Source organism: Enterobacter cloacae complex sp. IR53041 (assembly GCF_049238285.1).
GTDB lineage: Bacteria > Pseudomonadota > Gammaproteobacteria > Enterobacterales > Enterobacteriaceae > Enterobacter > Enterobacter roggenkampii.
Genome location: NZ_JBMKHB010000002.1, coordinates 171836 through 191003, shown reverse-complemented (window position 1 = coordinate 191003; position 19168 = coordinate 171836). Strand labels below are relative to the sequence as shown.

The following is a 19168-nucleotide window of genomic DNA, read 5'->3' as shown; positions in this document are numbered from 1 at the left end:
CTAACAATTGTCTAAATTGACAGGCAAATTATGATATTTGGTTTTTTACTTTATTTGTGATGGGGAGCATATTCGGGCGGAAATAAAAAAGGCGAGGAATAATATCCTCGCCTTTTCGGGTCAGCGTGGCGTTACTTGTTCAGTTCCGCCAGGCTCAGCCAGGTTTGCACCACGGTGTCCGGGTTCAGGGACAGGCTATCGATCCCCTCCTCCATGAGCCAGGCGGCAAAGTCTTCATGGTCGGATGGCCCCTGACCACAAATCCCGACGTATTTGCCCTGCTTCTTCGCCGCGCGGATGGACAGGGAGAGCAATGCTTTCACCGCCTCGTTGCGCTCGTCGAACAGCTCGGAAACCACGCCGGAGTCGCGGTCCAGACCCAGCGTCAGCTGCGTCATGTCGTTCGAGCCGATAGAGAAGCCGTCGAAGTGCTCCAGGAACTGCTCGGCCAGCAGGGCGTTGGACGGGATTTCGCACATCATGATGATCTTCAGCCCGTTCTCGCCGCGCTTCAGACCCTGACGCGCCAGCTCGTCAACAACCGCTTTCGCCTGATCCACGGTACGCACAAACGGGATCATGATTTCGACGTTGGTCAGCCCCATGTCGTTGCGCACGCGCTTCACCGCATCACATTCCAGCGCGAAGCAGTCGCGGAAGCTGTCGGACACGTAGCGTCCGGCCCCGCGGAAGCCCAGCATCGGGTTCTCTTCTTCCGGCTCGTAGCGCTCGCCGCCGACCAGGTTGGCGTATTCGTTAGACTTAAAGTCAGACAGGCGCACAATCACGCGTTTCGGATAGAAAGCGGCACCCAGCGTCGCGATCCCTTCGGTCAGACGGCCGACGTAGAACTCTTTCGGCGAGTCGTAGCCTTTCATCATCTCGCGGATTTCGTTCTGCAGCTTCGGCTCCTGGTCGTCAAACTCCAGCAGCGCACGCGGGTGAACGCCGATCATACGGTTGATGATAAATTCCAGACGCGCCAGGCCTACGCCTTCGTTCGGCAGGCAGGCGAAGTCAAACGCGCGGTCCGGGTTACCGACGTTCATCATGATCTTCAGCGGCAGGTCCGGCATGGTATCCACGCTGGAGCTCTTCACGCTGAAGTCGAGAATATCGGCGTACACGTAGCCGGTATCGCCTTCGGCACAGGAGACGGTCACGTTCTGTCCGTCCTTCATGCGCTCGGTAGCATCACCGCAGCCGACAACCGCAGGAATCCCCAGCTCGCGGGCAATGATCGCCGCATGACAGGTACGGCCGCCGCGGTTGGTGACGATAGCCGCCGCTTTCTTCATGATCGGTTCCCAGTCCGGGTCGGTCATGTCGGTCACCAGCACGTCGCCTGGCTCAATGCGGTTCATCTCGCTGATGTCGTGGATCACCTTCACCGGACCGGCACCGATGCGGTGACCGATGGCACGGCCTTCCGCCACGATTTTGCCCTGGGCGTGCAGCGTGTAACGCTCCATCACCTGACCGCGTGAGCGAACGGTTTCCGGACGCGCCTGCACGATAAACAGCTTGCCGGTGTTCCCGTCTTTCGCCCATTCGATATCCATCGGACGGCCGTAGTGTTTTTCGATCTGCACCGCCTGCTTCGCCAGCTCCTGCACTTCGGCGTCGGTCAGGGAGAAGCGGTCGCGCAGCTCCTGCGGTACATCTTCAATTTTGACCTGCTTGCCATGCTCCTGGGTCGGGGCATAGATCATGCGGATTTTTTTCGAGCCCATGGTGCGGCGCACCACCGCCGGGCGGCCAGCGGCCAGCGTAGGCTTGTGAACGTAGAATTCGTCAGGGTTTACCGCACCCTGCACGACCATCTCACCCAGCCCCCACGCGGAGGTGATGAACACCACCTGGTCGAAGCCGGATTCAGTATCAATGGAGAACATCACGCCGGATGAGCCCACGTCCGAGCGCACCATGCGCTGCACGCCAGCGGAGAGCGCCACGCCGCGATGGTCGTAGCCCTGATGCACGCGATAGGAGATGGCGCGGTCGTTGAACAGGGAAGCAAACACGTGCTTCACCGCCACCAGCACCGCATCGTAACCCTGGACGTTCAGGAAGGTTTCCTGCTGCCCGGCAAACGAGGCGTCCGGCATGTCTTCTGCGGTGGCAGAGGAGCGCACGGCAAAGGAGGCCTGCGCGTCATCAGCGGAGAGCTGGTTGTACGCGTCGTGAATGGCTTTTTCCAGTTCCGGCTGGAAAGGTGTGTCGATGATCCACTGGCGGATCTGCGCCCCGGCTTTCGCAAGCTCGGTCACGTCATCAATATCCGTTTTATCCAGCAGGTCGTAAATGCGCTGGTTAACACCGCTCTGGTCTAAAAACAGGTTAAAGGCATCGGCGGTGGTGGCAAACCCGTTCGGTACGGAGACACCCATACCCGACAGGTTTGTAATCATTTCACCCAGGGAGGCATTTTTGCCCCCAACTCTGTCTACATCATTCATGCCGAGTTGGTTATACCAAAGCACCAGCGGTGACGAGCCATTGTTGGACATCGAAACAATCCTTTTGTGATATTTGATCGGAGTAAGAAACACCTGACTACGTATTTATACTGGCATAATTATTTCCGCTAAAAAAACGGTGAATCGTGTAAGCAATTTAAATTTTCAACTTTTCGGATACTTTCCCATCAACGATTAACCCGATGATTCCTCTATATTCTGCCAAAAACCCCAAAAATAAAGTCGCTATTTGAAAAATGAAATCCACTTTTCAGGAAAATCAAAAACAGCGTTTCATTCATAATTAGGATAAGTTCTTTGCTGTGTAAATTACTTTTTTAATTTATGCTTTCAGACAATTACGTCTGATATTCAGGGTGGATAAAATGGATAGTGCTGTCGATCGTCACGTTTTTTATATTTCTGATGGTACGGCGATCACCGCCGAGGTGCTGGGCCACGCGGTGATGTCGCAGTTTCCCGTATCGATCAACAGCATCACGCTGCCGTTTGTCGAAAATGAGAGCCGCGCCAAAGCGGTGAAGGACCAGATCGACGCCATTTACCAGCAGACCGGCGTTCGCCCGCTGGTGTTCTACTCCATCGTGATCCCCGAGATCCGCGCCATCATTCTGCAGAGTGAAGGCTTCTGCCAGGATATCGTGCAGGCGCTGGTGGCTCCGCTGCAAAGCGAGCTGAAGCTCGACCCAACGCCTATCGCCCACCGAACCCACGGGCTGAACCCCGGCAACCTGACCAAGTACGATGCCCGTATCGCCGCCATCGATTACACCCTCGCGCACGACGACGGCATCTCGCTGCGTAATCTCGACCAGGCGCAGGTTATCCTGCTTGGCGTGTCGCGCTGCGGCAAAACGCCGACCAGCCTTTACCTGGCGATGCAGTTCGGCATTCGCGCCGCCAACTACCCGTTCATCGCTGACGATATGGATAACCTGGTGCTGCCCGCCGCCCTGAAGCCACTGCAGCACAAGCTGTTCGGGCTGACCATTAATCCGGAGCGCCTTGCCGCCATCCGCGAAGAGCGCCGCGAGAACAGCCGCTACGCCTCCATGCGCCAGTGCCGGATGGAGGTCTCCGAAGTGGAAGCCCTGTACCGCAAAAATCAGATCCCGTGGCTGAACAGCACCAACTACTCTGTGGAAGAAATTGCCACCAAAATTCTCGACATCATGGGGCTTAATCGCCGCATGTACTAATATGCTAGTACATTAGCTCAGAATCAGGTATCATCATCGGCAACCACGGGGCTATGTCGCCCCGAACTTGAAATCAGCAGGGATTGGTTTAAGGTGATGCCCATCACTTCCCGGTAGTCTGCCGATGAAGCAAAAATTTTCTGAGACATTCCATGAATAAAACCGATGAACTCCGCACTGCGCGCATTGACAGCCTGGTCACGCCGGCTGAACTGGCCCAGCGGCATCCTGTTTCCGCGGCCGTTGCGGAACACGTGACGGCCTCCCGCCGCCGCATTGAAAAAATCCTCAATGGTGAAGACAAGCGTCTTCTGGTGGTGATTGGTCCCTGCTCCATCCACGATCTGGATGCCGCGATGGATTATGCAAAACGGCTTCAGGGCCTGCGGGATAAGTATCAGCACCGCCTTGAGATTGTGATGCGAACCTACTTTGAAAAACCGCGGACCGTGGTGGGCTGGAAAGGGCTGATTTCCGACCCTGACCTCAACGGCAGCTATCGCGTGAACCACGGCATCGAGCTGGCGCGGAAGCTGCTTTTGCAGGTCAACGAGCTGGGCGTGCCGACCGCCACCGAGTTCCTTGATATGGTGACCGGGCAGTTTATCGCCGATCTGATCAGCTGGGGCGCGATTGGCGCACGCACCACCGAGAGCCAAATCCACCGCGAGATGGCCTCCGCCCTCTCCTGTCCGGTCGGCTTTAAAAACGGGACCGATGGCAATACGCGTATTGCGGTCGATGCCATCCGCGCGGCCCGTGCCAGCCACATGTTCCTGTCGCCGGACAAGAGCGGTCATATGACCATCTACCAGACCAGCGGTAACCCGTACGGGCACATCATCATGCGCGGCGGGAAGAAGCCCAATTATCATGCACAGGATATTGCGGCGGCCTGTGAAACGCTGGCGGAATTCGACCTGCCGGAACATCTGGTGGTGGACTTCAGCCACGGCAACTGCCAGAAGCAGCATCGCCGCCAGCTGGACGTCTGCGATGAGATCTGCCAGCAGATCCGCAGCGGTTCAACCGCCGTTGCAGGGATTATGGCGGAGAGCTTTATCAAAGAAGGCACGCAGAAAATCGTTGCTGGCCAGCAGATGGTGTACGGCCAGTCGATCACCGACCCGTGCCTGAGCTGGGAAGACAGCGAGCTGCTGCTGGAGAAGCTGGCTGCAGCCGTGGACACGCGCTTTTAACATCCTGCCGGGGGGCGGCTTCGCCTTACCCGGCCTACGATTCGTGCCGTTGTAGGCCCGGTAAGGCGAAGCCGCCACCGGGCTTTTGATTGCACAATATTGATCCTCTCACCCTTTTTTCACAAAAACGCTTGCCGTAAATTTGCAGTTTATTGATAATGATTATCATTGTTACATTGATTGTTATTTATAAACATTATGTCACGTACGGATAACAGCGCGGCAACGCCAGCAAAAACAGACACAGCACCAGCCCCTACCGAGCGTCGAATTGACAGCAAAACCCTGCTCGGCGATGCGGGGCGGGTCATTATCGAGCATGACGGCCAGCGCTATCTGCTGCGCCAGACCCATGCCGGAAAACTGATCCTCACAAAATAAACCAAAAACTTCGCCAGCCACCCAGGTGATCCCCAGGCAGCCAGCGCTTTCGATTCTTTATGGAGAGTTGCTATGCCACACCTGCCTTCCGCGTCTTTACGCCCGTCACTTCTGGCGCTGGCGATTGTCAGCACCCTGCCGGGCGTCGCGTTTGCTGCCGCAGATGAAATGACCGTCACCGCCACGGGCAACGCCCGCAGCGCCTTTGAAGCCCCCATGATGGTGAGCGTGATTGACGCCAGCGCGCCGGAGAAACAAACCGCCAGCTCGGCGGCCGACCTGCTGCGTAACGTTCCCGGCCTGACGCTGGACGGCACCGGGCGCACCAACGGGCAGGACGTGAACCTGCGCGGCTACGATCGTCGCGGCGTGCTGGTGCTGGTTGACGGCGTGCGTCAGGGCACCGACACCGGCCACCTGAACAGCACGTTCCTTGATCCGGCGCTGATTAAGCGTATCGAAGTGGTTCGCGGCCCGTCGGCCCTGCTGTACGGCAGCGGCGCGCTGGGCGGCGTGATTTCCTATGACACCGTCGATGCAAAAGACCTGCTGGAAACGGGTAAAAACAGCGGTTATCGTGTGTTTGGTACGGGGGCGACAGGCGATCACAGTCTTGGCATGGGGGCCAGCGCCTATGGCCGCACCGACACGCTGGACGGTCTGGTGGCCTGGTCCAGCCGGGATCGCGGTGATATTCGCCAGAGCGACGGAGTAACCGCCCCTAACGACGAGTCCATCAATAACATGCTGGCGAAAGGCAGCTGGAAAATCGACCCGGCCCAGACCCTGAGCGGCGCCCTGCGCTACTACAACAATGATGCTCAGGAACCAAAAAACCCGCAAACCACTGGGGCGGACAGCAGTAACCCGATGACCGATCGTTCCACCATCCAGCGTGACGCGCAGGTGGGCTACCGCATCGCCCCGGAAGGTAACGACTGGCTGAACGCCGACGCGAAGGTCTACTGGTCCGAAGCGCGCATTAATGCCCAGAATATCGACAACAGCGGTGAGTTCCGCAAGCAAACCACCAAAGGCGGCAAGGTGGAAAACCGCACCCGCCTGTTCAGCGACACGTTTGCAGCACATCTGCTGACCTACGGTGGGGAATACTACCGTCAGGAGCAGCATCCGGGCGGCGCGACCACCGGCTTCCCGGAGGCGAAAATCGACTTCAGCTCCGGCTGGCTGCAGGATGAGATCACCCTGCGCGATCTGCCGGTCACCCTGCTGGGCGGTACGCGCTATGACAACTACCGCGGCAGCAGCAATGGCTACGACGACGTGGATGCCGATAAATGGTCCTCCCGCGCCGGGTTGACCGTCAGCCCGACTGACTGGCTGATGCTGTTTGGCTCATACGCGCAGGCGTTCCGCGCGCCCACTATGGGCGAGATGTACAACGACGCCAAACACTTCTCTATTGGCCGCTTCTATACCAACTACTGGGTGCCAAACCCGAACCTGCGCCCGGAAACCAACGAAACGCAGGAGTTTGGGTTCGGTCTGCGCTTTGACGATCTGCTGCTTGCCAACGATGCGCTGGAGTTTAAAGCCAGCTATTTCGATACCAAAGCTAAAGACTATATCTCCACCACCGTCAATTTTGCCGCCGCGACCACCATGTCTTATAACGTTCCGAACGCCAAAATCTGGGGCTGGGACATGATGGCAAAATACTCTGCCGACCTCTTCAACCTCGACCTGGCCTATAACCGCACGCGCGGGAAAGACACCGATACGGGCGAGTACATCTCCAGCATCAACCCGGATACCGTCACCAGCAAGCTGGACATTCCGGTGGCGCAGAGCGGTTTTTCCGTCGGCTGGATTGGCACCTTTGTCGATCGCTCAACGCATATCAGCAGCAGCTACAGCAAGCAGCCGGGCTACGCGGTCAATGACTTCTACGTCAGCTATAAGGGCCAGGAGCAGCTCAAAGGCGTGACCACGACGCTGGTGCTCGGCAACGCCTTTGACAAAGAATACTGGTCACCTCAGGGCATTCCGCAGGACGGCCGTAACGGCAAGATTTTCGTAAGCTATCAGTGGTAATTCCCGTCGGGGCAACTCTTCAGAAGGATAAGAAAATGAATCACTACACGCGCTGGCTTGAGCTGAAAGAAGACAATCCGGGTAAGTACGCGCGCGACATCGCAGGGTTAATGAATATCAGCGAAGCAGAGCTGACCTTTGCCCGCGTGGGTCACGACGCCTGGCGACTGCGCGGTGAGATCCGCGAGATCCTGGGCGCGCTGGAGGCGGTGGGCGAAACCAAGTGCATCTGCCGCAACGACTACGCCGTTCACGAGCAGGTCGGAAGCTTCACCAACCAGCACCTGAACGGCCATGCCGGGCTGGTGCTGAACCCGCGCGCGCTGGATCTACGCCTGTTCCTCAACCAGTGGGCAAGCGCGTTTCACATCAGTGAAGCCACCGCCCGCGGCGAGCGGCAGAGCATTCAGTTCTTCGACCACCAGGGCGATGCCCTGCTGAAGGTCTACGCCACGGATAACACCGACGTTTCCGCCTGGGGCGACGTGCTGACCCGTTTTATCTTTGCCGATAATCCACCGCTGGCGTTGAAGGCGCCCGACGCGCCTGCTCACACGGAAAATGCGCAAGCCGACCTCGTGGACAAAGAGTGGCGCGCCATGACCGACGTGCACCAGTTCTTCAGCCTCCTCAAACGCCATAACCTCAGCCGCCAGCAGGCGTTTCGCCTGGTGGGGGACGATCTGGCCTGTCGGGTAGAGAACAGCGCGCTGGCGCAACTGCTGGAGACGGCGCGTCGTGACGGCAATGAAATCATGGTCTTCGTCGGCAACCGCGGCTGCGTACAGATTTTCACCGGCGTGGTGGAAAAGCTGGCGCCGATGAAAGGCTGGCTGAACATCTTCAACTCAACCTTTACCCTGCACCTGCTTGAAGACGCCATTGCGGAGACGTGGGTCACGCGCAAACCAACCGCTGACGGGCACGTCACCAGCCTGGAGCTGTTTGCCGCCGACGGGACGCAAATCGCCCAGCTGTACGGCCAGCGCACCGAAGGCGAGCCGGAGCAAAGCCAGTGGCGCAGCCAGATAGACGCCCTGACGGCGAAAGGGCTGGCCGCATGAAACGGTGGCTTGTCCTGTTCAGCGCCCTGCCCCTGCTGGCGTTTGCTGCGCCGCAGGAGAAAATCGTCACGCTCGGCGGCGACGTCACCGAGATTGTCTACGCCCTCGGCGCGTCGTCTTCCCTGGTGGCCCGCGACAGCACCAGCCGGTGGCCGCAGGCGGCGAACGTGCTGCCGGACGTGGGCTATTTGCGTCAGCTCAACGCGGAAGGGATCTTGTCCATGCGCCCCACGCTGGTGCTGGCCAGCGCCCAGGCGCAGCCCTCCCTGGCGCTAAAGCAGGTTGAGCAAAGCCACGTCCGGGTTATCGCGGTTCCAGCCGCTAACGATTTGAGCGTCATCGACGAAAAAGTGCGGATCGTGGCGGAAGCGACGCATCGCGAGGCCGAAGGGGAAGCCCTGCGCGGCAAGCTGCGTCAGGCGCTGTCAACCCTGCCCACATCGCCGCTCAACAAACGGGTGCTGTTTATTCTCAACCACGGCGGGATGACCGCGATGGCTGCCGGACAACAGACCGGCGCGGACGCGGCCATTCGCGCGGCGGGGCTGCAGAATGCGATGCAGGGGTTCACCCGCTATCAGCCGCTGTCTCAGGAAGGGGTGATTGCCAGCCGGCCCGATCTGGTGGTGATTTCGCAGGACGGCATCAACGCCCTGGGTGGCGAAGCGAATCTGTGGACGCTGCCCGGGCTGGCGCAAACCCCGGCAGGACGTAATAAGCAGGTGCTGGCGATTGATGATATGGCGCTGCTGGGCTTTAGCGTGAGAACGCCGGAAGCCATCCGGCAGCTGCGTACAAAAGCGGAGCAACTGCCCTGATGGCCCGGCGAGTCGCCCTGTCATTGTGGATGCTGGCCGCGCTGCTGGTCGTCACGACGCTGACGGCCAGCGGTATTGGCGCGCTGCGCCTGCCGGTCAGCCTGCTTTGGAACGGCACCGACGAGGCCCTGCGTCAGATCTGGCTGACGATCCGCCTGCCACGCGTGCTGCTGGCGCTGGCGATCGGCGGTTCGCTGGCGCTCGCGGGCTGCGTGATGCAGGGGCTGTTCCGCAACCCGCTGGCGGACCCGGGCCTGCTCGGCATCAGCAGCGGCGCGGCACTTGCCGTCGCGCTGTGGGTGGTGCTTCCGCTCTCGCTGCCTGCACTGGTGATGCTGTATGCCCCGATGCTGGCGGCGTTTCTCGGCGCGCTGGCCGCCACCTCCGTGATTTTCCTGCTCAGCCGTCAGCGTGACGCTTCCCTGTCGCGCCTGCTGCTGGTGGGCATTGCCATCAACGCCCTGTGCGGTGCGGCCGTCGGCGTGCTGTCATGGCTCAGCAATGATGCCCAGCTTCGCCAGCTTTCACTCTGGGGAATGGGCAGCCTCGGCCAGGCCCAGTGGTCGACGCTGCTGGTCGTCGCGTCGCTGATGATCCCCACCGTGCTGATTATCTGGCGCCTGGCAGGGCCCCTCAACCTGCTGCAGCTGGGCGACGAAGAGGCGCACTATCTCGGCGTGGAGGTGGCCGCCGTGCAGCGGATCCTGCTGCTGTGCAGCGCCCTGCTGGTGGCTGCCGCCGTTGCGATCAGCGGCGTGATCGGTTTTGTTGGCCTGGTGGTGCCGCACCTGGTGCGCATGTGGCTGGGAGCCGACCATCGGGCCACGCTCCCCGGCTCGGTGCTGGCCGGTGCGCTGCTCCTGCTGATGGCCGACACGCTGGCGCGCAGCGTGGTCGCTCCGGCGGAAATGCCGGTTGGCTTATTGACCAGCCTTCTCGGCGCGCCGTGGTTCCTGTGGCTGATCTTTCGTCGTGGAGGTGCGCATGGCTGAACGCTATTGTGCAGAAAACCTTGTTTTTCGCGCCGGGCAACGCACGCTGATTAACGACGTGTCGCTGACCTTATCTCAGGGCGAGCTGGTGGCGTTGATTGGCCCCAACGGCGCCGGGAAATCGACGCTGTTGCGACTGCTTACCGGCTATCTTAAACCTGCTGGGGGACGGTGCAGCCTGGCGGGCACACCGCTTGCGGCCTGGAAACCGGAAAGGCTCTCCCGCTACCGGGCGGTGATGCGCCAGAGCACGCAGATCGGATTTGACTGGCCGGTTGAGGCGGTGGTCGGTATGGGGCGTGCGCCCTGGACCCGCACGCCAGAAGCGTCGGTGATCGAGGAGGTGATGGCCATCACCGGCTGTTTACCGCTGGCGGGCAGGCAGTTTGCCGCGCTCTCCGGCGGCGAGCAGCAGCGCGTTCAGCTCGCCCGCGCGCTGGCTCAGCTCTGGTGCGACGGTGCGCCGCGCGGTTGGCTGTTTCTTGATGAACCGACGTCCGCGCTGGATCTCTATCACCAGCAGCATCTGCTGCGCCTGCTGAAATCCCTGACCAGCCGGGGACATCTGCACGTGTGCGCGGTGCTGCACGACCTCAACCTGGCAGCGCTGTGGGCGGATCGCATCCTGCTCCTGCACAGCGGCAGGATCGTGTCCCAGGGAGAGCCGGAAACCGTTTTGCAGGCCGATGCGCTGGCGCGCTGGTACGGCGCACAGATTCACGTCGGCAGGCATCCGGCTCACGCCGTGCCGCAGGTGTTTCTCGCCTCCTGACCGGTCCGGATTCTGATGACGCCGACTCCGGCCAGACACTAGCTTGAGCAACTGACCTCCAGCCGCTTGCCCCACTCAGGCGGGCGGCTGACGTAATCATCATCCCGGTCGGCAAACGGCGTGCGCAACGCCACGTGCAGACGGTGTAACTCGTCGTACTCGCCCTGCTCGGCCTGCTCAATCGCCCGCTGCGCCAGCCAGTTGCGCAACACCATCGCAGGGTTCGTAGCGTTCATCTGCGCCTGGCGGGTCGCATCATCCACCTGCTCCTGCTGCAGCCGCGTGCGGTACGATGCAAACCAGTCGTCAAACGCCTGTCTGTCAATAAACTCATCGCGCAGCGGCGAGGCGGCACTGTGCTGCTCCGTCTGGCCCAGCATCCGGAAGGTGCGCGTGTAATCGCTGCCCTCGCGCGCCATCAGGGCAAACAGGCCATTGAGGATGTCGTTATCGCCCTTCTCCTGCGTGACTAGCCCCAGCTTGTTGCGCATCAGCGAGCCATACTCTCGCAGTAAGATCGCCTGATAGCTGTCGAGCGCATCATTGAGGGCATCAACGTCGATGAACGGCGACAGGGTTTGCGCAAGCCGCTGCAGGTTCCACAGGCCCACCGCGGGCTGATTGTCAAAACTGTAGCGCCCCTGATAGTCGGAGTGGTTACAGATGTACCCTGGCTGATAATCATCCAGGAAACCAAACGGGCCGTAGTCAAAGGTCAACCCGAGAAGCGACATGTTGTCCGTATTCATGACGCCATGGGCAAAACCTACCGTTTGCCAGCGGGCAATCAGGGCTGCGGTACGGGCCACCACGTCCCTGAACCAGAGAGCGTATTGATCCGCGTCGTCCTGCAACTGCGCCCAGTGGTGACGAATGGCAAAGTCAGCCAGCTGGCGCACCTTGTCCGGCTCGCGGCGATAGTAAAAGTGTTCAAAATGACCGAAGCGCAGATGGCTTTGCGCAATGCGCATCAGCATTGCGCCCTTTTCCACGGTTTCGCGCGCAACCGGCGTGTCGCTGGTCACGATCGACAGCGCACGGGTGGTGGGGATACCGAGGGCATGCATCGCTTCGGAGCCCAGGCATTCGCGAATCGTTGAACGCAGAACCGCACGCCCGTCGCCCATCCGCGAATAGGGCGTCAGGCCCGCACCTTTCAGGTGCCAGTCAACCGTCTCCCCGTTGGGAAGCTGTTGTTCACCGAGCAGGATCCCCCTGCCGTCGCCCAGTTGCCCAGCCCAGACGCCAAACTGATGCCCGCTATAGACCTGAGCAAGGGGTTGCATACCGGCGAGCAGCGTTTCGCCTCCCCAGACGCCAGCGCTCCCTGAACGCTGAAACAGCTCAGGCGGAATGGCCAGCTCTTCTGCCAGCCGATCGTTATGCCAGATAAGGCGTGAATTTTGTAACGGTGTGGGTTTGAGTGCGGTATAAAATCCCGGCAACTCGTCATGCCAGTGAGCAGTAAAAGACAGGGTCATAAGTCCTCCTGCTTTCAGTGTAGAGGGTTTACCCGGACTTAAACACGGGCGAAAGCAAGGGTTATCGCTGCTGAACCAGCGTAGTGACGTGTTCCGCCGAGACGGCAGGCCAGAGCGTTCCCTGCATGGCGCCAAAATTAAAGGACAACACGCGCTGCAACAGACCGTGATCGTCAATGCCCGAGACAATCACAGACTGGCAGTGCGGCGTGATTTGCCAGAGGATGGCGCGCATAAATGGCTCAAAAGAGAGCTCTGAAGCACGCTGCTGAATGAAGCCTTTATCGAGAATAACCCGTTTAAATAATCCATCGTAGACCGCCTTGAGCGATGCAGCGCCTGCACCAAAGTTTGCCAGCACCAATGGGAAATGGATTGCCATTCTCGCCAGCTGAAGATCGTCCTTTCCGTTATTTAAACCTGGATAATTCTCATTAACAGTAAACTCAAGAAACGGATAACGCTCAAGAATTGAAACAGCGTTTCCATTACTTAATAAAAATTCAACTATTGCAGGTGTAATATTGATCCATGCAATTAACTGATGCTGAATAAAAAACAGTTTGCAGGTATCAAGCAATTGCAGTTTTTCGTTAAACAGCGCTAACTCTTCAGCCGCTGAAAGTCGTGGGATAACAAGCTCAGTGGGGATCCGCACATCGCTGTCGACGCCAGTAAAGTTAACCAGAATTTCTAAACCTTTAAGCTCCCCTGCGCTATTACGGGCAGGCAAAAGCAGCAGTTCAGACTGGTAAGCATTATCTAGCGTAATTATCATTGCACTCGCCCCGCATTAAAGATGAGAGAGGACATCCTGGAGCAATTGCCGACACAATTCCACTGTCTTGATTTTAATAAGATTAATTTCATTAGTTCCGTATTAATTTTCAGATTTTTCCCTGAATCTAAAATAATCTTATCCTGGTTGCAAAATAATAGCCAGTTTTAGATAAAACAGATACATGAGGGATTCGCTAATTTTAGGTAAATTTAACTTTAATCATCTTATTTGAGAAAAAACGGCATGTTTATTCGCTACCATGCCGTCATAAGAGAGGTATACGACGAAGATTATATACGTCGTGCCTGCCAGAAATTTTTACGCCAGTAAACATTATCAAGAGAAGAGCGCATCACGCCGCGGCTCGTCGAGGCGTGAATGAACTGGTTGTCAGTATCATAAATGCCCACATGAAGTCCGCTTTCCCCCGATCCGGTTTTGAAGAAAACCAGGTCCCCGGGCAGGAGGTCGTCTTTATCAATTTCCGTGCCGATTTCTGCCTGTTTACGCGTTTCACGCGGCAGCTGTAAATCAAACTTGTCGCGAAACGTCATCAGAACGAAGCCGGAGCAATCTACACCGCCACGGCTCATGCCGCCGTAGCGATAAGGCGTGCCGCGCCAGTTGCTCAGCTGATCGTTGAGGCTGGCAATGACGGTGATCGAATCTGAAAGCCGTGGGTTAGGCGGCGGTGCACGATGGCTACTGCATCCCGCAAGAAAAAGTGCGGCCATCAGGAGAAACCAGAATCGCATTTTCAGACGAATCCTCTGCTTTTTTTGTTCTTTTCGTAATTTAGCGTGCAATTGTGCTCACAGGCAAGAAACGCTTACTCCTGCCCGGTCGAAATCAGCATCTTATGGCCCTCAATATCCAGCCTGCGGAACGACATGTTGTACGCGCGGGCAAGATTGGGCGGCGTAAGAACCTGATCCCGCGTACCGCTGGCGATCATCTTCCCCTGCGACAGCAGCCACACCCGGTGGGCATGACGCAAGGTGTGGTTGAGGTCATGACTGCTCATCACCACGGCGATGCCTTTTCGGCTGAGCGCACTTAGCAGGGTATCCAGGGCCGCCTGCTGCGCCACATCCAGACCGCTCATCGGTTCATCGAGAAGCAGCATCCGCCCATGAGGATTACCGGCCGGGTGGATCTGAACAATGACAGCCGCCAGACGCACCCGCTGCCATTCGCCGCCGGATAGCTGGCTGACATGCCGGGAGAGTTTATCCTCCAGCCCCAGCGCCGCGGCCACGTCCGTCAGCAGTGCCGTAGAATGTTTGTCGTGCAAATGCAGCATCAGATAGTGCCAGACCGGCATCGCAAAGGGGGGGACCTGCTGCTGCACGAGATAGCTGCGCCGATGCGCCAGCGAGACCGGCGACCACTCGGCCAGCGTATGCTCCAGCAACATTATCTGCCCTTCTCCGGCAGTCATGCCTGCCATCCGTGCCAGCAGCGTGCTCTTTCCTGCGCCATTTGGCCCGACAAGATGCAGGATTTCTCCCGCATTGACGGCGCCGGTTATCGGCTCCAGACGTCCCTTCTCGGCAACGTCCGTGAGCTGCATCAGCAGCGACATTATTTCGCCAGCGCCAGCTTGATCGATTCCATGACGATCGGATCTTCAGGGGTCATATCCGGTGAAAAACGCTGTACGACCTGGCCGTCGCGACCTATCAGGAATTTTTCAAAGTTCCACAGAATATCGTCCGGATAAAGCGGCGCGCGGCCTTTGCTGGCCATGCGTTCATAAAAACCGCTGCCTTCCGGCGCGACGGCTTTCGGTGCGGCAGCGATCAGCTTCGCATACAGCGGATGGCGGTCTTCACCGTTGACATCGATTTTGCTGAACAGCGGGAACGTTACGCCGTAGGTAGTGCTGCAGAAGGTTTTAATCTCCTCTTCGCTGCCCGGCTCCTGCCCCAGAAACTGGTTGCAGGGGAAGCCCAGCACGGTAAAACCGTCTTTCTCCCAGGCCTTCTGAATGTTTTCCAGCTGCTCGTACTGCGGCGTCAGGCCGCATTTGGATGCCACGTTGACGATCAGCAACACATTGCCTTTGTAGCCTTCCAGCGTGGTTTTATCGCCATCAATGGTGGTCACTTCAGTATTCAGGATATCTGACTGCATAGCATTTCCTCAGGTTGTCGATTTAACGTCCAGCTTTTAATAGTAGCCAGATAAAGACCGGCGCGCCCAGCGTGGCGGTCACCACGCCAATGGGCAGCTCTGCGGCCGTCAGGGCAAGCCTGGCGATGATGTCGGCCACCAGCAGCGTGACGGCCCCGGCAACCGCCGAGGCCGGAAGCAAGGTTCGATGGTCCGTGATTCCGCACAGTCGAAGCATATGCGGAATCACCAGACCGATAAAGCCAATCGCGCCCGCCAGAGCCACGCTGACGCCGACCAGCCAGCCAATGGCGATGACCAGCACATTACGCCAGAACCCAATCGGCATGCCCAGCTGGCGGGCTGAGGTTTCACCCAGCGCGAGCATATTCAACGGCTGCGCCTGCAGGGCAGCCCATACGATGACCGGCACCAGCAGCGCCATCAGCCAGCCCTGCTGCCAGTCGACGCCGCCAAAGCCGCCCATCATCCAGTACATGAGCTGCCGAAGGTCAAAAGAGGTCGAGAAGTAGACCGCCCAGGTCATCAGCGCGCTACAGATGATCCCCAGCGCCACGCCGGCAAGCAGCAGACGGCTGGTCGATAAGTGCCGTCTGGCAAAACGAAGAAGGATGAGCGTTATCAGTAATGCGCCAAGGATCGCGCTCAGGCTAATGCTCCAGCCGGAGAGTTCTCCTCCGCCCAGCATCACCGCTGCAATCAGCCCCACGCCCGCACCGTTAGACACGCCGAGCAGCCCGGGCTCCGCCAGAGGATTCTCAAATAACGCCTGCATAATGGTGCCGCACAGCGCCAGCGCGGCACCCACCAGCATCACCGCGACGGTACGCGGCAGACGAATTTGCCAGACGAAGAGCTGTCCGTCAGGTCCCCACCAGCTTTCGGGCCCTATCCACCGGTCACCGGCGCAGAGGCTAACGCCTGCGGCGACAATGAGCAGCAGCACCAGAATAAGCAGGTGACGCCGATCGGAACGGTGCTGGAGATGGACATAATCAAGCATGTTTACGGTTTTCGTAGCGAGAGATGTAATTGATTTTACGGCGGGTTTGCCTGAGAGCGCAAAGAAAAAAGGCCGCGTGGGCGGCCTTTTTAGTTAGTTCATATTACTCTGCTTTGGGCGTTGCGTTTTCGACACGGCTTTTTAACTTCTGGCCGGGTCTGAAGGTCACCACGCGGCGGGCTGTAATGGGAATATCTTCCCCCGTCTTCGGGTTGCGGCCCGGACGTTGGTTTTTATCTCGCAAATCAAAATTGCCAAAGCCGGAGAGTTTTACCTGCTCACCATTTTCCAGAGCACGACGGATCTCTTCGAAAAACAGCTCTACCAGCTCTTTGGCATCCCGTTTGCTAAGCCCAAGCTTATCAAACAGATATTCTGACATTTCAGCTTTTGTAAGCGCCATAGGTTCAATCCCTCAATGATGCCTGGAATCGCTCTTTTAATGCCTCTACACATTTGGCGACGGTAGCGGCAATCTCCTCTTCTTCGAGTGTACGGCTGGTATCCTGAAGGATCAGGCTGATAGCCAGGCTCTTAAAGCCCTCTGCTACGCCCTTGCCGCGGTACACGTCAAATAAGTTTACGCCAACTACCTGATTTACGCCAACTTTCTTACATTCGGCCAAAATATCTGCTGCGGGCACATTTTCCGCGACCACAACCGCGATATCACGGCGGTTTGCCGGGAAGCGGGAGACGTCCTGAGCCTGAGGAATCACGCGGTCTGCCACCAGGTTCCATTCCAGCTCGAACACGATGGTACGGCCATTCAGGTCCAGTTTACGCTCCAGCTCAGGGTGAACAACCCCAATAAAACCAATGCGTTTGCCGTCTAAATAGAGGGCGGCGCTCTGGCCTGGATGCAGGGCCGGAATGGCTTCTGCGCGGAATTCAATTTCAGATAATTTACCGGTCAGATCCAGAATCGCTTCCAGATCGCCCTTCATATCGTAGAAATCAACCGTGCCTTTTGCCAGGTCCCAGTGCTCTTCATAACGGTTACCGCTGATGGCGCCAGCCAGCATGAGATCCTGACGGATGCCTAAATTTGCCTGATTATCCGGTACAAAGCGCAAACCGCTTTCGAAAATTCGCACGCGGTTTTGCTGGCGGTTCTGGTTGTAAACGATAGTGCCCAGCAGGCCCGTCCACAGGGACAGACGCATCGCGGACATTTCGCTGGAAATTGGGCTTGGCAGGATCAGCGCTTCCTGACCCGGGTGGATCAGCTGCTGCAGCTTTGGATCAACAAAGCTGTAGGTGATCACTTCCTGATAGCCTTTGTCGTTCAGCATGGTTTTCACACGCTTCAGGGACAGGTCGGCTTCACGGTGGGTGCCCATCACCAGACCTGCCTGCACAGGCTCGTCAGGGATGTTGTTGTAGCCATAAACACGGGCCACTTCTTCCACCAGATCTTCTTCAATTTCCATGTCGAAACGCCATGACGGCGCAACGGCTTTCCACTCGTCCTGACCTTCGGTTACGTCGCAACCCAGACGCTTCAGAATATCGGTCACCTGCGCGTCGGCAACGTGGTGCCCAATCAGGCGATCCAGCTTACTGCGACGCAGGGTGATGGTCGCACGCTTCGGCAGCGTGGCTTCGTTGGTGACGTCGATAACCGGGCCCGCTTCGCCGCCGCAGATGTCGATCAGCAGGCGAGTCGCACGCTCCATCGCTTTGTATTGCAGCGCAGGATCCACGCCGCGCTCGTAGCGGTGGGACGCATCGGTGTGCAGGCCGTGACGGCGTGCGCGACCGGTGATGGAAAGCGGGCTGAAGAACGCGCACTCCAGCAGAACGTTTTGCGTTTCGTCGTTGACGCCCGAATGCTCGCCTCCGAAGATACCGCCCATTGCCAGCGCTTTGCTGTGGTCAGCAATCACCAGGGTGTCGGCGTTCAGTTTCGCTTCGGTGCCGTCCAGAAGAACCAGGGTTTCGCCCTCTTTCGCCATGCGCACCACAATACCGCCTTCGATACGATCTTTATCGAAGGCGTGCATTGGCTGGCCCAGTTCCAGCAGAACGTAGTTAGTCACGTCAACCACGGCGTCGATAGAGCGGATACCGCAGCGGCGCAGCTTCTCTTTCATCCACAGCGGGGTTGGCGCTTTCACGTTGATGCCTTTCACCACGCGACCGAGATAGCGCGGGCAGGCATCCGCAGCGTCAACCTGGATAGGCAGCACGTCACTGATGGTCGCTTCAACCGGGACGATCTCCGGTGCGTTCAGCTCGGTCTGGTTCAGCACGGCAACGTCGCGCGCCACGCCGATGATCCCTAAGCAGTCAGCACGGTTTGGCGTGACGCTGATTTCGATGGTGTTGTCATCAAGCTTCAGGTATTCGCGGATGTCGGTGCCGATTGGCGCATCCAGCGGCAGCTCAATGATGCCGTTGTGATCGTCGGAAATACCCAGCTCGGAGAAGGAACACAGCATGCCTTCAGACGGCTCGCCGCGCAGCTTAGCCGCTTTGATTTTGAAATCGCCCGGCAGTACCGCACCGACGGTCGCCACGGCCACTTTCAGCCCCTGGCGGCAGTTTGGCGCACCGCAGACGATATCCAGCAGACGGTCACCGCCTACGTTTACTTTTGTTACGCGCAGTTTGTCCGCGTTAGGGTGCTGGCCGCACTCTACCACTTCGCCGACGACCACGCCGTTGAATGCCCCTGAAACCGGCTCAACGCCGTCCACTTCCAGACCCGCCATGGTAATCTGATTAGAAAGCGCGTCGCTGTCCAGCGTGGTGTTCACCCACTCGCGTAACCACAGTTCACTGAATTTCATTGTTCTGTCCTG

The 19168-nt window shown here is 58.3% G+C and carries 17 protein-coding genes; 8 read left to right on the top strand and 9 right to left on the bottom strand.

What is annotated here, in order from left to right:
• Window positions 1-131: 131 nt before the first annotated feature.
• Window positions 132-2510 carry a phosphoenolpyruvate synthase gene (gene ppsA, locus ACOTXF_RS02405; protein ID WP_045415087.1) on the bottom strand — a complete coding sequence of 793 codons (2379 nt, stop codon included), beginning with the start codon at window positions 2508-2510 and terminating at the stop codon, window positions 132-134.
• Window positions 2511-2845: 335 nt separating this feature from the next.
• Between ppsA and ppsR the strand changes: the two genes are divergently transcribed.
• The 8 genes from ppsR to ACOTXF_RS02365 all read left to right on the top strand — a co-directional run bounded on the left by ppsR (window position 2846) and on the right by ACOTXF_RS02365 (window position 10960).
• Window positions 2846-3679, top strand: a complete 834-nt coding sequence (ppsR, locus tag ACOTXF_RS02400) for a posphoenolpyruvate synthetase regulatory kinase/phosphorylase PpsR (RefSeq protein WP_008500644.1) — start codon at window positions 2846-2848, stop codon at window positions 3677-3679.
• A gap of 152 nt (window positions 3680-3831) precedes the next feature.
• Window positions 3832-4878, top strand: a complete 1047-nt coding sequence (gene aroH / locus ACOTXF_RS02395; RefSeq protein ID WP_008500645.1) for a 3-deoxy-7-phosphoheptulonate synthase AroH — start codon at window positions 3832-3834, stop codon at window positions 4876-4878.
• 198 nt (window positions 4879-5076) lie between these two features.
• Window positions 5077-5259, top strand: a complete 183-nt coding sequence (gene hemP, locus ACOTXF_RS02390; RefSeq protein ID WP_021241095.1) for a hemin uptake protein HemP — start codon at window positions 5077-5079, stop codon at window positions 5257-5259.
• 72 nt (window positions 5260-5331) lie between these two features.
• The gene (locus tag ACOTXF_RS02385; protein ID WP_047745189.1) at window positions 5332-7314 is read left to right on the top strand and encodes a TonB-dependent hemoglobin/transferrin/lactoferrin family receptor; all 1983 of its coding nucleotides are present in this window, start codon (window positions 5332-5334) and stop codon (window positions 7312-7314) included.
• Window positions 7315-7349: 35 nt separating this feature from the next.
• Window positions 7350-8378, top strand: coding sequence for a hematinate-forming heme oxygenase ChuS (chuS, locus tag ACOTXF_RS02380; RefSeq protein WP_048963061.1), 1029 nt, complete (start codon window positions 7350-7352; stop codon window positions 8376-8378).
• The gene (locus tag ACOTXF_RS02375; protein WP_094945191.1) at window positions 8375-9196 is read left to right on the top strand and encodes a heme/hemin ABC transporter substrate-binding protein; all 822 of its coding nucleotides are present in this window, start codon (window positions 8375-8377) and stop codon (window positions 9194-9196) included. Before chuS ends, ACOTXF_RS02375 begins: the two co-directional genes overlap by 4 nt.
• A complete protein-coding gene (locus ACOTXF_RS02370) occupies window positions 9196-10188 on the top strand; it encodes a FecCD family ABC transporter permease (protein WP_045415092.1) in 993 nt (330 codons plus the stop codon). Before ACOTXF_RS02375 ends, ACOTXF_RS02370 begins: the two co-directional genes overlap by 1 nt.
• A complete protein-coding gene (locus tag ACOTXF_RS02365) occupies window positions 10181-10960 on the top strand; it encodes a heme ABC transporter ATP-binding protein (protein WP_045415094.1) in 780 nt (259 codons plus the stop codon). Before ACOTXF_RS02370 ends, ACOTXF_RS02365 begins: the two co-directional genes overlap by 8 nt.
• 38 nt (window positions 10961-10998) lie before the next feature.
• On the opposite strand, the gene selO is transcribed toward ACOTXF_RS02365, so the two are convergent.
• The 8 genes from selO to pheT all read right to left on the bottom strand — a co-directional run bounded on the left by selO (window position 10999) and on the right by pheT (window position 19156).
• Complete coding sequence (selO, locus tag ACOTXF_RS02360) at window positions 10999-12441, bottom strand: protein adenylyltransferase SelO (RefSeq protein ID WP_045415097.1); 1443 nt, start codon at window positions 12439-12441, stop codon at window positions 10999-11001.
• A 61-nt stretch (window positions 12442-12502) separates the two neighbouring features.
• A complete protein-coding gene (locus tag ACOTXF_RS02355) occupies window positions 12503-13219 on the bottom strand; it encodes an EAL domain-containing protein (RefSeq protein ID WP_008500649.1) in 717 nt (238 codons plus the stop codon).
• 293 nt (window positions 13220-13512) lie between these two features.
• The gene (locus tag ACOTXF_RS02350) at window positions 13513-13977 is read right to left on the bottom strand and encodes an NlpC/P60 family protein (protein WP_008500650.1); all 465 of its coding nucleotides are present in this window, start codon (window positions 13975-13977) and stop codon (window positions 13513-13515) included.
• A gap of 74 nt (window positions 13978-14051) precedes the next feature.
• Window positions 14052-14807 (bottom strand): vitamin B12 ABC transporter ATP-binding protein BtuD, encoded by a 756-nt coding sequence (btuD, locus tag ACOTXF_RS02345; protein WP_008500651.1) that lies wholly within the window; start codon window positions 14805-14807, stop codon window positions 14052-14054.
• Window positions 14807-15358 (bottom strand): glutathione peroxidase, encoded by a 552-nt coding sequence (locus ACOTXF_RS02340; RefSeq protein WP_021241087.1) that lies wholly within the window; start codon window positions 15356-15358, stop codon window positions 14807-14809. Before ACOTXF_RS02340 ends, btuD begins: the two co-directional genes overlap by 1 nt.
• Window positions 15359-15380: 22 nt before the next feature.
• Window positions 15381-16361: a vitamin B12 ABC transporter permease BtuC gene (gene btuC / locus ACOTXF_RS02335; protein ID WP_023327171.1), complete on the bottom strand. Its 981-nt coding sequence runs from the start codon at window positions 16359-16361 to the stop codon at window positions 15381-15383.
• Window positions 16362-16464: 103 nt separating this feature from the next.
• The gene (gene ihfA, locus ACOTXF_RS02330) at window positions 16465-16764 is read right to left on the bottom strand and encodes an integration host factor subunit alpha (protein ID WP_003857805.1); all 300 of its coding nucleotides are present in this window, start codon (window positions 16762-16764) and stop codon (window positions 16465-16467) included.
• A gap of 4 nt (window positions 16765-16768) precedes the next feature.
• Entirely contained in the window at window positions 16769-19156 is a 2388-nt protein-coding gene (pheT, locus tag ACOTXF_RS02325; RefSeq protein ID WP_023292673.1) for a phenylalanine--tRNA ligase subunit beta, read from the bottom strand.
• Window positions 19157-19168 lie beyond the last annotated feature (12 nt).

Coding starts and splice junctions, on each gene's coding strand:
- btuC (WP_023327171.1), bottom strand. CDS start 16,361: ATGCTTGATTATGTCCATCTCCAGCACCGTTCCGATCGGCGTCACCTG.
- ACOTXF_RS02355 (WP_008500649.1), bottom strand. CDS start 13,219: ATGATAATTACGCTAGATAATGCTTACCAGTCTGAACTGCTGCTTTTG.
- chuS (WP_048963061.1), top strand. CDS start 7,350: ATGAATCACTACACGCGCTGGCTTGAGCTGAAAGAAGACAATCCGGGT.
- ppsR (WP_008500644.1), top strand. CDS start 2,846: ATGGATAGTGCTGTCGATCGTCACGTTTTTTATATTTCTGATGGTACG.
- ACOTXF_RS02385 (WP_047745189.1), top strand. CDS start 5,332: ATGCCACACCTGCCTTCCGCGTCTTTACGCCCGTCACTTCTGGCGCTG.
- btuD (WP_008500651.1), bottom strand. CDS start 14,807: ATGTCGCTGCTGATGCAGCTCACGGACGTTGCCGAGAAGGGACGTCTG.
- ppsA (WP_045415087.1), bottom strand. CDS start 2,510: ATGTCCAACAATGGCTCGTCACCGCTGGTGCTTTGGTATAACCAACTC.
- pheT (WP_023292673.1), bottom strand. CDS start 19,156: ATGAAATTCAGTGAACTGTGGTTACGCGAGTGGGTGAACACCACGCTG.
- ACOTXF_RS02370 (WP_045415092.1), top strand. CDS start 9,196: ATGGCCCGGCGAGTCGCCCTGTCATTGTGGATGCTGGCCGCGCTGCTG.
- ACOTXF_RS02365 (WP_045415094.1), top strand. CDS start 10,181: ATGGCTGAACGCTATTGTGCAGAAAACCTTGTTTTTCGCGCCGGGCAA.
- hemP (WP_021241095.1), top strand. CDS start 5,077: ATGTCACGTACGGATAACAGCGCGGCAACGCCAGCAAAAACAGACACA.
- selO (WP_045415097.1), bottom strand. CDS start 12,441: ATGACCCTGTCTTTTACTGCTCACTGGCATGACGAGTTGCCGGGATTT.
- ACOTXF_RS02375 (WP_094945191.1), top strand. CDS start 8,375: ATGAAACGGTGGCTTGTCCTGTTCAGCGCCCTGCCCCTGCTGGCGTTT.
- ACOTXF_RS02340 (WP_021241087.1), bottom strand. CDS start 15,358: ATGCAGTCAGATATCCTGAATACTGAAGTGACCACCATTGATGGCGAT.
- ihfA (WP_003857805.1), bottom strand. CDS start 16,764: ATGGCGCTTACAAAAGCTGAAATGTCAGAATATCTGTTTGATAAGCTT.
- aroH (WP_008500645.1), top strand. CDS start 3,832: ATGAATAAAACCGATGAACTCCGCACTGCGCGCATTGACAGCCTGGTC.
- ACOTXF_RS02350 (WP_008500650.1), bottom strand. CDS start 13,977: ATGCGATTCTGGTTTCTCCTGATGGCCGCACTTTTTCTTGCGGGATGC.